Raw genomic sequence first — 14,547 nt, forward strand, 5'->3', positions numbered from 1 at the left:
TTTAAAACACTTGGGTGGTTTTGTAAAGACTTAAACACAAAGACAAGCGATGATTCTATTCGATAGGATCACCGCTTGTCTTTGTTGATTCTTTTTGTTGTTGATATTTTTCTTCTTGAATAGTCAATAATGATTGCGTTAAATTGACCCAATCAATCGAACGAGGTGGATCCAGCCAAACCATAACTTTACTCTGTTCTTCTTGATACAAGTTATTTAAATTGGTAATCACCACATCTGGTAAGGTATCTGATAACGGGTCAATAATTTCTACATTTAAATTCACATAGACGGATAAATTTTTTTTGATGAATTGGTTATACTCTTTTCCATAAGAAAAATCAATTAGGACCTTGGCTGGCTCTGCAATTAAATGAACCGGAACATGATTAATTAGCAACAATAGATAGTTAAAAAACAAACAGTGATTGGCTTTCGCAATTTTTTTATGTTTTGCTGTTAACCAACGAATATATTCAATTAAATAAAAATAAAATTCCGGATATGTTTGCTTAAAAAACTGTAAATCCATTTCAAAATCGTCAAACATATTAAGCGGAAAGTAAATAACATTGAAATGAATAATTGCTAACCCTTCTTCTAGAGTATTCCTTGTTGACTCCTCTAAACAATTAAATGCTTTTTCAAAACTTCCAATGAAAACACGAGTTAGGCTTTCAATCGTAGGATCTTCGTGAATGACATATTTTTTCTCTAGTTTGCCATGCAAATACAAGAAAAAAACAATCGTATACGTTAATGATTTTGAGGCCAATGCCCATTCCACTTGCGATTTTTTTATTAGTTCCTCTGAAAATGTATTCAGTGCACGCGTATCGATCCCTTCCACCGCACGTCCTTCGTTGTTAATCATAATAGCTAAATAATGGAAAAAATTGCGTCGCTCATAGGTGGTGAAAGTATAGTTTAACTCAACAGACTGTAATACACGCTTCGCTTCATTATAAACTTTTACCGAATATAGTTCGGAAATTGGTTGATTGGAAAGCGTGAACAATTTATACAAAAAAAATGAAATTGCTTTTTGATTGCCGACAATTTCCCGCTTACTAAAATAGATCTGATACTCCTTTAAGGCTTTTTTTAGCCGCTGTAAGGTACTATACGCCACAGAGGTGCTGACATGATTACATTCAGCAAACTTTGTCAAACTATAATTTCCTCTAAAGTAAGACAACACTAATTTAAAAGAGAGCGATTCTGTTAAGTATTTCGTGAGCAAAAGTTTACTTGAATAGTTTCCATCAATTTCAAGTGTAACATCTACATCAGAAACGACTAAAGTTAAGCTGTCGCTTAACTTTAGATTGTCAATATCTGCTTTTAATTTTTCTAATGTTTTTTTGACTAAAAAATTCGACATTGATAGTTCTTCGCGAAGTGCAATAAAAGTACCTGATAGCGTGGGACTTTCTTCTAAATGCCTTAGCAAGGAATAACTTCGTTGATCTTCTTTATTTAAAAAAATTTCATAATTCATCATTTATCAATTCTTTCTCCCATAAATAGCCGTTCCTACTAATTCCCGTATGAAATTCAAGTAAAAAGTGTTTTGCCCCTCCGTTCCAGCACCGCCTGTGCTATTTGGTACAATGGTGATATGGCTAGCATCAAATAATTCATCCGTGAAAAATACTTGATGCTGACTTTTCTTGGAAGAAGGCCTTTCTTCATTTGTTTTTGGATTATTGGTTTTCACTTCTTTTTTACTAACGTCTTCGCTACTTTCTTCCGTTTGCGTTTCGCTAGTCATAGTACTTTCATTTGTTTCTTCCATTTTTTCTGGTGTGCCAGTATTCTCAATCGGATAAATTTCTTCTGTTGGATTGGTCGGATTATAAATTGGATTCCGTTCTTCTGCTGCTTGCACAGTGGTTACTTGAAAAAACGAGAGTAACAATGTACTCCATAATAGTAAATGTTTGTATTTATCCATTTTTCTCACATATATTGCCAAATACTTTAGCTACATAACAAAATAAAAAATATAACTAGTAAAGTGGTATCAGACGATATTTAACAATACTCCTTCTTATTATTTCTTTTTTTGAGTTAGGTTTGTTGAATAAACTGCATGTTTGATAAGTAAAAACAAACAAAAACGTTGCCGATGATCAAATCAAAAATTAACTACTCTTTATATTTCTCTTTCGTTTTTTTCCTGTTTCTTTTTTCGCCAAATCAACCAGGCAATGATTAAAATCACTATCAATAATAGTAGTAAGCCAATCATCAAATATAAATTCGAATGATTTTCTTTTAAGGTCACATCTTTTTCATTTAATTCTTTGGCAACTTCACCATTAATTGTAAAGTCTTTTTCAAATTGCCATTGATTTCTAAAAGATATCGATTCATTGTTTATTGATTTTTTAAATGAGCCTGCAGCATCTTTATTCCCAACAACGGTCATAGACAAATGATAATCTCCTGGCTTAAGCGGTTGCCCTTTTAGCGCAATGGGAACAGAAAAATTGGTATTTGGTGCAATTTGCATGTTTGCTTTTTCCTCTTTATATAAAACTTCTTCATGCCCCTTTTTGGTAATCTCTGCCGAAAATGCAACTTGGTTAATATATGTTTTTTGATCATTTTGTAGATTGACTAAAATCACATTTCTAGCATTAATCTGTCCTGGTGAGACTTTTTTCAAAAGTAAATTCGGCTCAACCTTTTTTTTGTTTTGTTGCATCAATAATGCAACGACATACGAATATTCATTTTTAATGGATAACCCCTGACTCTTATCGTCTTGACGTTTGCCTTCATCTGACGTTTCTTCTTTAAAAGTGATACCACTAGCTAACACTCCATCAAAGGGGGTATTAGGCATTTTGACGTTAATAGAAACCGTTTGTTCACTTTTCGGTTTTAAACGAACTGAGCTAGGGTATTGAACGTAGTCTTTTATATCAAACGCTAAACTTTGATCTTTTTCCCCCTTATTTTCACCATACTCCACGATTACATTTGAATTGGTAATGGCACTATTGATGGAAATACCTACCTTTACTTCTTTATCTGTATCATTGCGCAAGTTCACTTTCAACTCAGTTTCTTCATTTGGTGCTAGTAATAAATCAAAGTAAGTTTTTTCTTTATCTACTTGTTTTTCTGATGGAATAGGCGTAACCGCAAAATTAAATTCACTGGCAAAACCATTGCTAGGTACTAACGCTAAAAGAATTAGTAGTATCGGAAAAAAAAGAAATCGTTGTTTTTTTCTGTTCAAATTATTTACTCCTTTTCTATATGTAGTGAATAGCAGGTAACCATGTTCCCCGCTATTCTTCTTTTTAAAACTCGTTTAATTTCCTGGAGCGTCTGTCAACGTCCATGTTAATTTTGTGGCGTATTTTTCAGCGTATTTGGTTGTAGAACCTGGAACAGTTAACTCAATACTTTTAGCGGCTGTAGTTGCATCAGTTCCCCAATCAAATAAATAAGTTCCTGCACCGTTTCCTTTCGCTGCACTCATTACATCTGATTGACTACCATCTGAATTTAGCGTGATTGTGGCTGGGCCTGTTGGTTTGCCTGAATCTGAAGCAGTCACTACATTTCCGTTTTTAAACGTGATAGCTGCCCCAGTCAATTCTTTACCAGAAGTTGATTTAAATTGTCCTTCTTGTTTCACTTTTAATGACCAGCCAGCTTCGGTTCCACGGTTATCTGTTACTTGGACATAGTTAGGCCCTTCTTTGACTTCATCGGTTGCGCCTACCGTCTTGTATTTTTGGGTAGCAGCAAAATAAGTCTGATCCTTCGATGTGATTTTTTGAACACCGAATTCTAGACTTGACGCATAATCAATTGACAACGGACCGTTTGTTCCTGGATTAGGACCTTCAGGATCTGTTGGGTCAATAGGATCAACTGGATTAGTTGGATCCGTTGGGTCAACCGGATTAGTTGGATCTTCACTTGGTGTAAATTCTACGATACCATTAGATGTATAACTACCGCCATCTTCTGCAAAGGCTTGAGAAGTCATGCCTAAGCTCCCTAAAATAAATGTGGATAAACATACTGTTGTTACTTTTTTCATTTTCTTTTCTCCATTCTTTTCTTTAATTTCCTGGTACGTCTTCTAACGCCCAAGATAAACGAGCTTTAAATGTTCCAACTCTTTGATAAGCTACAGGAACATTAATTTGAATTCCTTGTTGTTTTGATTCATCAAGTAATGCTGTTAAATCTGTTTCACCTTTCTGATTACTTTCTAAAAGCGTAATTGCCTCATTTGTAATCTGAGAGCTTCCAGCAGTTGAAACGAAAGAAAAAACATCTGGCATTACAATTGAATCATTTGTTAACGGTTGCGTTTGCTTTAGTTGCAGGCGCCAATTATTTGCGTTACGTTCATCCACGACTTTGAGTCCTTCGGTGGGATGCCCAAGTTTAATTAGTGGTTGATTACGTATCTTTTCCGTACCAAAAGTAATCTGTTTTGGTGCCTCTTTAAAATATAGTTCCCCTAAACGATAGTAAAAATAAATATCTTTTGTTTCCTCTGTCATTGTTCCTTCCGCATTGCCCGAGTCTTTTGTAAAAACATAGCCAGAAATATCTAGGGGTTTTTCTTGATAGGGTGCACCAATTTTCCCTGTTACACTTTTAGGTGGAGCAATATCTTTACCTTCCGCGTCTTTATAAAAAACGGTTACTGTTTTTTCTGTTGGTTTAGGAATAGTAATCGTTACATTATTTGACTTTTGCAGTAAGGTTCCTTCTTCATAATAGTCAAAGTTCATAGTTAAAACTTTTTCGGGCGTATTATCTTGAAGGGTTGTTTTTAATTCAATCATCATGTCCTTCTTTAAAACTAGGTAGTCATTTAAAGCAATTGTTAAGTGATTCCCTGTTTGTGTCAGATCTTTGGCTGCTACCTTTTTACCATCAATCGTTAATGAATTTTCTTCATATGCTAATTCATCAGGTAAGTCAATGCTTACTTGCGGTTGACGATCTTCGATAAAGTCATTGTCAATATTCAATGTATTCCGTAGTATCACCTGATCATTTTTCACTGCTTCAACAGCTGAGCTAAACTCCTGACCATTCACGCTAAGGGCTGCTTGTGACGTAACGTTGGTAGGAATTTGTGTCATTGCTAAAGCATTCTCTTGGTATTTGCCACCTGTAGAGGATGTAAAGCCCCAATAAACCGTTGTTGCGCCAAATTGTGCATTTAAATCTGAAACTACATACGTATTCGTGCCCACACCTTCTAAATCATATGTTAATGCTTTGGCTGCGGCATTCCAATGAACAGTCAACATGCGCCAGGTTCCATTAGATAGATAGGTTGGCGCAACGGTGACACCTGAATGCTCCCCTGTATAGCTGTTGTTATTAGCTTTCGGAGTGACAAAAGCTAAATGTCCATTTCCCTTATCTTGTGAAATTTCTCGGTCCATTCGGTTGGAACTACCAGTATTTTTATAGGTATCAAACTCAATCGATAAGGCATTTCTAACATAAGGTTGACCAGCTTTCGTGGAGTATGCACCGATTCCCATCCCAGGTGAACCAATGACTTCTTGAGGCGTTGCGGACATTCTAGGATCATTCGTTAAGGTAAAGGTCATACCATCACCAGCATTTGCATACTCGTTTCCTAAATACAAATAACTTTTAAAGGTAAAATCCGACAATAAACTGATTGGTTTTTTTGACCAAATAGCTCCTTTTTGTGATTTAACAGCTGGGTTTAGTTGTAATAACTTCCCACCTTCTAAAATACTTGTTGCATTTCCAATTGGTTCTTGAAATACCTTGTCGATTGGAATGATATTAGGATCATCCGGCAATGAAGTAGCGTATGGCGCAGCCAACATGCGCGGCTGTGGTTCAACTATCGCCGATTCCGTTGCACTGTTATCGTCATCCTTTTGTTGTTCGCTAGGTTCTAAAGTAGCCGTTGATTGGTCTGTTTCTGCGGTAGGATTATCGGTTGTTGTTGTCGTTTCTAGGGAAGGTTCTTGCTCTAATGTTTCCGAGTGAGAAGGAGCGCTAGTTGCCTGATCATTGGCCGATTCCTCCACTATTTCCCGATTGACTTCGTTGATATTTGTCGAAGGATTACTAATCGCTTCGCTAGTAATAGGCGCAAGGAGTAGTAAGAATAAACTACTTGCCAAAAAGACTAGGCTTTGTTTGTTTCGCATCTCTCTTCACCTCTACTTTTTAAATTCCTGGTACATCCGTCAACGTCCACAATAATTTTGTTTGATATTTCACGGCATCTTTAGGGGTTGACCCTGGTACTGATAGCGCAACATCTTTTGTAACATTAACATTGTGTACCGTATTGGTTTCATCGCGTTCTGCAACCACTTCTACTTTGCCCCAATAAGTAGCCCAAGTTCCTGCACCGGTTCCTTGCTTCGCAGCTGCCACTAGCGATGCGGTCCCTGGAACAAGGGCAATCTTATTTGTTGCCTCTGGTTTCACAACATTTTGCGCATTACTATTAACGGTCGGGTTAGCTAAAGAAATTTGCGCACCTGTCAACTGACTATTTAAAGTCGCCTTTGTTGCTTTAAATTGCTCCTTTTGCGTAACCGTTAAAGACCAACCGCTATTGGTTCCTCTATTATCAGAAATTTGCACAAAATTTGGTGTTTCTTTTTGATTTTCTTGATATTGCTGTGCTCTTGCAAAATATACTTGGTCTTTATTCGAAATACGATTTTTCCCAAAGTCAAAACTTGAAGCATAATCAATAGACAGCGGTCCTTGGGTACCAGGATTGGGACCTTCTGGGTCTGTCGGATCAATTGGTTTGACTGGCTTTTCTGGATCGGGATTTTCTGGATCAACCGGGTCTGTCGGATCTACGTTCGGAATAAATTCTACTAAACCATTCGAACGATACTCTTTTGGCTCTTCTGCCTTCGCTTGTAAGGACCAACCAGCAACTGCAAATGTACTGCATAGAACGATTCCTGTGAATTGTTTTTTCATTGCTTTTCTCCTTTATTTAATTATTAGCGGGAGTATCTTCTAATGCCCAAACTAACTTCGTTGAATATTGTTGTGCAAGCTTTACAGATTTTCCGGGAACGAATAGTTGGACAGCTTCTTTATTTGTTGCTTCATTTGAACCAAAGCGATAAACCCAAGTCCCAACACCTGTTTCTTTTTTAGCGTTCATCGCTAGATTATTATTTACACCAGGTGTTAAGGAAATAGTACTACTGACTTCAGTAGGTTTATATTTTTCATCCACCATTGAAGCAGCTTCTGCCTTTGTAAACGTTAATTGAGCGCCGACTAGTTCCTCTCCAGTAGCTGTTTTAAATTGTTCAGGTTGGGAAAGCGTTAGTTTCCATCCTGCTAACGTTCCTCTTTTATCAGTTACTTGTACATAGGTTGGTTTTTTTGAACCATCTTTCATTTCATCTGGCGCAGCATAATACGTTTGATCTGCCGTAGAAATCTTTTGTGTGCCAAATTTAAATTTTGACCCATAATCAATTGATAATGCACCACCCGTTCCTGGCCCTGGAGGATCAATTGGGTCTACTGGATCAGTAGGATCGGGATTTTCTGGATCAACAGGCGGTGTGATTTCGTTATCGCCTGCTTCAAAAGTAATTGTGCCTTCCGTATTGTATTCTTTCGGAAAAGTTTCTGCTGCTGATGCGTTTATTGCTTGAAACCCTACGCCTAAAAGTATGGTTGCCGATGTAAGTAAAACAGTTTTTTTCATTAAATAAACTCCTTCTCTCGTTTCATTTTATTAATTAAATAAATGACTACTCCCAACAAACTAACTCCTATCAAGGAATACAGCGGATTTTCAGACTCGCCTGTTTTAGGTAAAACTGCTTGTCCAGAAGCAGCTAAATTGTTTCTTCCCTGTTCTTCTGATTGTTGGGTATCCGCTACGTCATTTGACTCTTTTTCATTCTCATAAACGTAGGTACCATAGAAGCTCGCTTGACCATTTGATTCATAATTATTTTCTTCAGCCATAACGCTTTTTGTTTGCAACCCAATGATCAATAGCCCTAAACATACCAAACTAAACCTTTTTATGATTTTCATCTGAATTCCTCCTTCCCCATTTTCAACATTGACTGGCCCAGCCAATAAACATTATATAAAAGAAATATTTATTAGATTTTTTTATTTTTTTCAGACGCTTTTAAAAAATAAAATGGTTTAAGCTAAGAAAGCTTTAAAATCAACACTTTTAAAGACAAAAAAATAAACAAAAAAACTTCGAAAAATAATTTTCGAAGTTTTTTTGTTTATTTTTTTATTATTTTTATACTTCAACCGCTTCTAACAAAGCCAAACGTTCAGCAACTTCTGCTTCTGTTAAATTATGTTTTTTTACATAACGGTTGGCAGGATGCTGGCTACATTCTAATGAGCAGCCACCTAAATGTTTATGTTCATTTTCTTCTGAAGTTAAGATTTGACGATTACATTCTGGGTTTGCACAGTTAATGTAGCGTTCGCAAGGTGTTCCATCAAACCAGTCTTTCCCAATAACTTTTTTATCAACGTGATTAATTTCGACACTGATTCGGTCATCAAAGACATACATTTTGCCGTCCCAAAGTTCGCCACGTGTTTCTGGATTTTTCCCATAATTGGCGATACCACCATGCAATTGAGCAACATCTTCAAATCCTTCTTTTAATAACCAGCCAGAAAATTTTTCACAGCGAATCCCGCCAGTACAATAGGTAACAATTTTTTTATCCATAAATTGTTCTTTGTTCTCGCGAATCCATTGTGGTAACTCACGGAAGCTACGGATATCTGGGCGCACGGCACCACGGAAATGACCTAAATCATATTCATAATCGTTACGAGCATCGATTACAACAGTGTCTTCGTCTAATAAGGCTTCTTTAAATTCTGCAGGTTCCAAATATTTCCCCGTCGTTTCCAATGGATCAACGTCTTCTTCTAAGTTCAACGCCACTAATTCAGAACGTGGGCGAACAAACATTTTGCGGAACGCCATTTCTTCTGCTGGATCAATTTTAAAGAATGTATCCTTAAAGCGCTCATCTGCTTGCATTGCTTCCATGTACTTTTCTGTTTCTTCGACAGTCCCAGATAACGTTCCGTTAATCCCTTCTGTCGCTACTAAAATACGGCCTTTTAAATTTAATGATTTGCAAAAAGCTAGATGCTCTTTCGCAAAAACTTCTGGATCTTCAATTGTTGTATATTTGTAATAAAGTAATACTTGGTATTTCATCTTGTTTTCCCCTTTTGTATAAAGTCATTCTATCCCATTATACGGTGAATGAAAAAGGGAAAGCGATTATTTTGCTTGTGTATTTACACACAATAAAAAATTAGCTTGTTGTTGCGTAATAATTATTACGCAACAACGAGCTACTTCTATATACTACTCCTTTTCAGAAGTCGCGGCGAGTTGTTCTTGCAATTCACCTAAAAGTTCAATTTGAATATTTTGGATTTTTACCAAATTTTCTAGTTGATTATTGATAATATAATCCATTTTCTCATGTAATAAATTAATTTCTACTTCTGCTTTTAAGTTAATTTTATAATCATTATTCGCTTGTTCTCTGTCACGGGCTTCTTGTCTGTTTTGACTCATCATAATAATCGGTGCTTGGATAGCTGCTAAACAAGATAAGGCAAGATTCAACAAAATATAAGGATATTTGTCAAATGGCTGTCCCAATAAAGTGGTAGAGTTAATCACAATCCAAGCAATCAACACGAAGCAAAAGAAGCCAATAAACACCCAGCTACCGCCAAATTTAGCAATGGTATCCGCTGCTCGTTGGCCAAAGGTTAATTTCTTTTCCATCTTTTCATTCATATTATTGGAAATCAGCTTATCTTCTTTGATATGTTGAACCACTAATTCATTCAGTTGTTGGATTTTTTCAGAATCATTTGCGACCAATTGTTTCATGTAATCCAAACGATAATTAAGTAACTCCGCCAATGTAATCATCGATTCAGCTGTCAATTGTGGATTGTTTTGGAGAATAAAAGCTTGCGTTTCCTGTTCTATATCTTGAAGATAAATGTTTTTTTTCGTTGGTTCACCAATAACAACTTGTTTATTTTTTGATTGTTTCATCTTCGTCACTCCCTTTGATCGTTCTTCCCTTTATTTTAATATAAAGTCTCTCAGAAGAAACCTAAAAAGGCTTTGGGAGTGATCGTTGTTGCTTCTGCTTTAAAATTTAACAGTTAAATTGGTTACATCATGGAACAACGAACCAATTAATTCTTTGTATTTCGCTGGATTCACACAATTAGTTAGCAATATGATCCCAGTTTTCATATCTTTTGAAAATAAAGCTAGGGCTTGTTGACCCGCTTCAACGCCGTGTAAACGTAAATAATTATCATGAACATAGATGCCGCCATGATAAGAGCTTTGCTGAGAAGACGTCCATAATTTTTGCAAAAGTGCGGTGGAAACTAAATGTCCACTCGTTAATTGATGTAAGTACCAATACAAATCACCTGTCGTCATATCCACATTACCAGTCCCAAATTCATGGGCAAAACTAGCTGCAGGAATTGAGAGCACTTGGTTATATGAATTATCTTCTGTCCATTTATAACTTGTTGAATTATTGGGCTGTTCCAATAAGGTTTCATAGAAGCCAAAATTCTTTAAACCAGCCGTTTTGTGATAAAAATTATTAAATAATTCTTGATAGGTACGTTGATACATTTTCTCTAACATTCCTGCTAAAAGGACAAAATTTACTGGGGAATAATTGTATTTTCCTTTATTGACTTGAATGGTATTTTGTTTAACAAATTGAATAATTTCTTCATCGGTAACGATATTATTAGGCATTGCTGATAACTTTAAACCGCTTGTCATATTCAACATATCGCTAATCGTAATGTCCTCAGCACCTTGTACTTGCGGATAAAACGTAGCGAGTTTTGTATCTAATGTAAGTTTAACTTCTTCAATCGCTTTTAAGATCAAGGTTGTGGTAAAAGATTTTTGAATTGAACCAATCTGAAACCTTGTGTTTGGCGTGTTGGCTTGTTGCTTTTCAAAATTGGCAAAGCCATATCCTTTATTTACCAAAACCTGATCATCTTTAATGATCAAAGCCGAACCAATATAATTTGTTTCTTGAATTTTTTGATCAAGTTCGCCACTATCTGGTGCAACTATTTCTTTCGTTAAATTCGCATAATTATCACTTCGGCGATCTTCTTCCAAGACCACTTTCGATTCTTGACTAACTTGTGAATCTCTAGTGAAAAAGAACGTTTTTATTAAATAACCACTACCACCAATCACCACCAACAAACATACTATAAAAAGCCAATTCACTCCTCCATGTCTTTTCTTTGCATGTCGTTTACGCATACCGCTTACCTCCGCCTATTCTATTAACAGCATTATCATACGCTATATTTTCATGAAAATTACAGATTTTAGTAAAATTTATAAAACTTTCAACTTTTATAAAAAACAGCTTGGCACCAGAATCAATCTAGATTCCAGTGCCAAGCTGTTTTTTATTTACTTTCTTGCCCCATCACAGCAAAGTAATTATCATCATTATCTGCAAAATTAAAAACTAAGCCTGTTGGCAATTGAACCATTTCACCGACAGTAACGCCAGCCTCTTGCATTTTTTTATAGAGACCAATGATATCATCGCTAGCAAACATTAGAGAAGGGGTATTCCCCGCCACTTCTGGTGAATGTTTTTGAATAAAGGCCAAATCATATAAAACAATAATCGTCTCTGCTGATTCACTTGGCGCAATTTCTACCACCAATGTGCCGTCAACTTCCTCTCTTTCCTTTTCAACAAAGCCAAACGTTTGCCAAAATTGACTAGATTCCTCAACATTATTCACATATAACATAATCTTTACTTGGTTTGAAAACATTCCTTCACGTCCTTTTGAATTTAGTTAACAACTTATTATATACGTTCTTTTAAATAATTACTGCACTTTCGCTTAAAATCCAAAAAAAGTGTTTGAGCAAGACATTGCTCAAACACTTTTCGTTTTATTGATTTAGATATTTGCATCTAAGACAACGTCGCGATCATTTAAGACATCACGATCTAACTCATGAATACGAGCACTTGTTAACACACCTGCAACCATACTATCGTTAACGTTAACAGCTGTCCGCGCCATGTCAATAAGTGGTTCAACCGAAATTACCAAACCAACAATTGCAACTGGCAAGTTCATTGCGCCTAAAACGATTAGAGAAGCAAAAGTTGCTCCGCCGCCGACACCGGCTACGCCAAATGAACTGATTGTGACAACTGCTACTAACATTAAAATAAATTGTAAACTAAAGACATCAATTCCAACAGTTGGTGCAACGATGGTTGCTAACATAGCTGGATAAACGCCGGCACAACCATTTTGTCCAATAGATAAACCGAAACTACCAGCAAAGTTTGCTGTGGCATCATCGACACCTAATGCTTTGGTTTGTGTTTCAATATTTAATGGTAAAGCTCCTGCACTTGAACGAGAAGTAAAAGCAAAGCTCAAGACTGGAAAAACTTTTTTTAGATACGTAACTGGATTGACTTTTAAAGTAATTAAAATCAACATGTGAATGGCAAAAACAATGATTAAGGCCACATACGATGCCAACACAAATTTACCTAAGTTAATAATCGCAGCAAAATCACTTGTTGCTACAACATTAATCATTAACGCTAACACGCCATAAGGGGTCAAGCGTAAAACTAAGGTAACAATTCGCATGGTAATTTTATATAAACTATCAATTAAATTTGCAAAAAATTCAGCTTCTTTTGGCGCTTTACGACGAACACCTAAATAAGCGACACCAACAAACGCAGCAAAGATTACCACCCCAATGGTACTCATTGGTCGTGTTCCCGCAAAGTCAGCAAAGACATTTTTAGGAATGAATGAAACGATTTGTTGGGGAATCGTCAAATCTTGAATCGCATCTTGACGCGTCGCTAACTCGGCAATTCTTGACGTTTCTGCAGCACCTTGCGTGAATTTTGCCCCTTGAAGACCAAACGCTAAGGTTGTTCCAATCCCCACCAAGGCAGCTACTGCTGTTGTTCCTAGTAAGGTGGCTAACACATTAAAGCTAATTTTTCCTAATTTATTGGATTCTTTCATTTTTGTAAATGCACCTACGATAGATACAAATACTAACGGAATTACGAGCATTTGTAGAAACGCTACATAACCATTACCTACAATCCCGATCCATTCCATTGATTGCGTAGTAATTTTACTGTCTGTACCAAAAGCAAATTGAATAATTGCACCTAAAACAATCCCCACGCCCAATGCTGAAAAGACACGTGTTGAGAATTTTAAATGTTTCTTTTGCATTTGGTAGAAACCGAATAACACAGCAATAAATGCAAGGATCACTAATACAGTGATGAATGTTGTCATTTTAGTTCCTCCCTATGTTTTTAATGACAAGTACATCAAAGGAAGTAAAGGTTCCCGGTACTCACTCTCCAGTAAATACCCTGAAAACAGCAAACTGTTTCCAGTGATAGTTCTATTGTACCTTATTTTATAGCAAATAGTGGGATAATTTGCTTACTTTTTGATAGAAAATAACCGTTGTGATAGTTTAAAACTATCACCAAGCGTTGTTTTACTAGTCACTGTAAAAATAATTTGTTTTTTGTCCTCTTTCTTTTAAGCTGACGTGGTATACTTAGTTCTAGGAGGTGTAAGCGTATGCAAAAAATTTGTTGGATCCTTTCTGTCAACCGTGATGGAGCGACGTTATTTGTAGGAAGCCCTGCAAATGCGGGTCCTTGGCTCTTTTCAAATAAAGAGCAGCAAAACATCAAAGCCTTTTTTCAACCAACCTATGAAATTGACTTTATCAGTTATGATGTTCTTTCAGAGGAAGTACCAGAAGCTGCGTTCATTTTGTACAATGAAATGCTCGCTCCCTATCTTCCCGAAAAAATCACCAAAGTTGGTCAGCCGATTGCTTATGTGGATATCGCTACAAAAAATTATGAACAGTTTAAAAAAGCTTTGGTTGCTAAATCTTCACAAGAATAAAAACAGCGTTTATAACGGAATCCGTTATAAACGCTGTTTTTAAAGTTTAAGCTTCTTCTGATTGTTGAAAATTCAATTGAACACCTGGACGATCCAGAGCAATTTCAGTTACTTCATAAGATAAACGTTCGACGATGCTAAATAAAGGACGCACAAGTTCATCGACTTCTTCTTGCGAAATATCTTCTTGTTTTTCAATTTTACGATCAATAATGTGATTAATTTGGCTAATCGCCCCTGATAAAACAAATTCGTCAAAGACAATTCGAAATTCTAAGCGAGCAACAAGTGCTGAGCTGTTTTCTGGATAATTTTCTTCTTCTACTTCAATTGGTGAAAAGCTGACACGTAAATCTGTCTCTACTTCTGAATCAGGTACTCGCATATCATAGTGATACGCTTCAACAATTTCTTGTTGGCGTTTAATTTCCATTGTTTTTTCTCTCCTTTTTTAACAAGATATTCCCCTTTTAGAAT

15 protein-coding genes are annotated in these 14,547 nt (G+C 36.2%); 1 reads left to right on the forward strand and 14 read right to left on the reverse strand.

Translation table 11 applies throughout. From position 1 onward, the window contains the following. Window positions 1–55 precede the first annotated feature (55 nt). The 13 genes from AB3I34_RS06090 to AB3I34_RS06150 form a co-directional block, all read right to left on the reverse strand. Window positions 56–1,504: a helix-turn-helix domain-containing protein gene (locus AB3I34_RS06090; RefSeq protein ID WP_002375978.1), complete on the reverse strand. Its 1,449-nt coding sequence runs from the start codon at window positions 1,502–1,504 to the stop codon at window positions 56–58. 3 nt (window positions 1,505–1,507) lie between these two features. Next, window positions 1,508–1,957 carry a hypothetical protein gene (locus tag AB3I34_RS06095; protein WP_010712024.1) on the reverse strand — a complete coding sequence of 150 codons (450 nt, stop codon included), beginning with the start codon at window positions 1,955–1,957 and terminating at the stop codon, window positions 1,508–1,510. Between the two features lie 201 nt (window positions 1,958–2,158). Then, window positions 2,159–3,253: a DUF916 and DUF3324 domain-containing protein gene (locus tag AB3I34_RS06100; protein ID WP_010712023.1), complete on the reverse strand. Its 1,095-nt coding sequence runs from the start codon at window positions 3,251–3,253 to the stop codon at window positions 2,159–2,161. A gap of 75 nt (window positions 3,254–3,328) precedes the next feature. After that, window positions 3,329–4,069, reverse strand: a complete 741-nt coding sequence (locus tag AB3I34_RS06105; RefSeq protein ID WP_010712022.1) for a WxL domain-containing protein — start codon at window positions 4,067–4,069, stop codon at window positions 3,329–3,331. Between the two features lie 22 nt (window positions 4,070–4,091). Then, the gene (locus AB3I34_RS06110) at window positions 4,092–6,191 is read right to left on the reverse strand and encodes a MucBP domain-containing protein (RefSeq protein WP_010712021.1); all 2,100 of its coding nucleotides are present in this window, start codon (window positions 6,189–6,191) and stop codon (window positions 4,092–4,094) included. A 19-nt stretch (window positions 6,192–6,210) separates the two neighbouring features. Beyond that, window positions 6,211–6,990 carry a WxL domain-containing protein gene (locus AB3I34_RS06115; RefSeq protein ID WP_010712020.1) on the reverse strand — a complete coding sequence of 260 codons (780 nt, stop codon included), beginning with the start codon at window positions 6,988–6,990 and terminating at the stop codon, window positions 6,211–6,213. Between the two features lie 16 nt (window positions 6,991–7,006). Further along, window positions 7,007–7,738 (reverse strand): WxL domain-containing protein, encoded by a 732-nt coding sequence (locus AB3I34_RS06120; RefSeq protein WP_002361269.1) that lies wholly within the window; start codon window positions 7,736–7,738, stop codon window positions 7,007–7,009. Beyond that, window positions 7,738–8,121 carry an LPXTG cell wall anchor domain-containing protein gene (locus AB3I34_RS06125; protein ID WP_025189309.1) on the reverse strand — a complete coding sequence of 128 codons (384 nt, stop codon included), beginning with the start codon at window positions 8,119–8,121 and terminating at the stop codon, window positions 7,738–7,740. The genes AB3I34_RS06120 and AB3I34_RS06125 overlap by 1 nt, the downstream gene beginning before the upstream one ends. Window positions 8,122–8,299: 178 nt before the next feature. Continuing rightward, window positions 8,300–9,250, reverse strand: a complete 951-nt coding sequence (locus AB3I34_RS06130; RefSeq protein ID WP_002366190.1) for a rhodanese-related sulfurtransferase — start codon at window positions 9,248–9,250, stop codon at window positions 8,300–8,302. Window positions 9,251–9,403: 153 nt separating this feature from the next. After that, window positions 9,404–10,114, reverse strand: a complete 711-nt coding sequence (locus AB3I34_RS06135) for a DUF1003 domain-containing protein (RefSeq protein WP_002386953.1) — start codon at window positions 10,112–10,114, stop codon at window positions 9,404–9,406. 99 nt (window positions 10,115–10,213) lie between these two features. After that, a complete protein-coding gene (locus tag AB3I34_RS06140) occupies window positions 10,214–11,380 on the reverse strand; it encodes a serine hydrolase (RefSeq protein ID WP_010712018.1) in 1,167 nt (388 codons plus the stop codon). Between the two features lie 152 nt (window positions 11,381–11,532). Then, on the reverse strand, window positions 11,533–11,913 hold the full coding sequence (locus AB3I34_RS06145; RefSeq protein ID WP_002363195.1) for a VOC family protein: 381 nt from the start codon (window positions 11,911–11,913) through the stop codon (window positions 11,533–11,535). Window positions 11,914–12,045: 132 nt separating this feature from the next. Further along, window positions 12,046–13,437, reverse strand: a complete 1,392-nt coding sequence (locus tag AB3I34_RS06150) for an L-cystine transporter (RefSeq protein ID WP_010712017.1) — start codon at window positions 13,435–13,437, stop codon at window positions 12,046–12,048. A gap of 297 nt (window positions 13,438–13,734) precedes the next feature. On the opposite strand from AB3I34_RS06150, the gene AB3I34_RS06155 reads away from it, so the two are divergent. Then, the gene (locus AB3I34_RS06155; protein ID WP_002366186.1) at window positions 13,735–14,070 is read left to right on the forward strand and encodes a hypothetical protein; all 336 of its coding nucleotides are present in this window, start codon (window positions 13,735–13,737) and stop codon (window positions 14,068–14,070) included. Between the two features lie 46 nt (window positions 14,071–14,116). Here the strand turns inward: AB3I34_RS06155 and AB3I34_RS06160 are convergent, their stop codons facing one another. Further along, complete coding sequence (locus tag AB3I34_RS06160; protein WP_002358717.1) at window positions 14,117–14,503, reverse strand: DUF1149 family protein; 387 nt, start codon at window positions 14,501–14,503, stop codon at window positions 14,117–14,119. Between the last annotated feature and the right edge of the window lie 44 nt (window positions 14,504–14,547).

Origin of the sequence: Enterococcus sp. C102(2024) (genome assembly GCF_040888205.1) — a bacterium.
GTDB classification, from domain to species: Bacteria; Bacillota; Bacilli; order Lactobacillales; family Enterococcaceae; genus Enterococcus; species Enterococcus faecalis.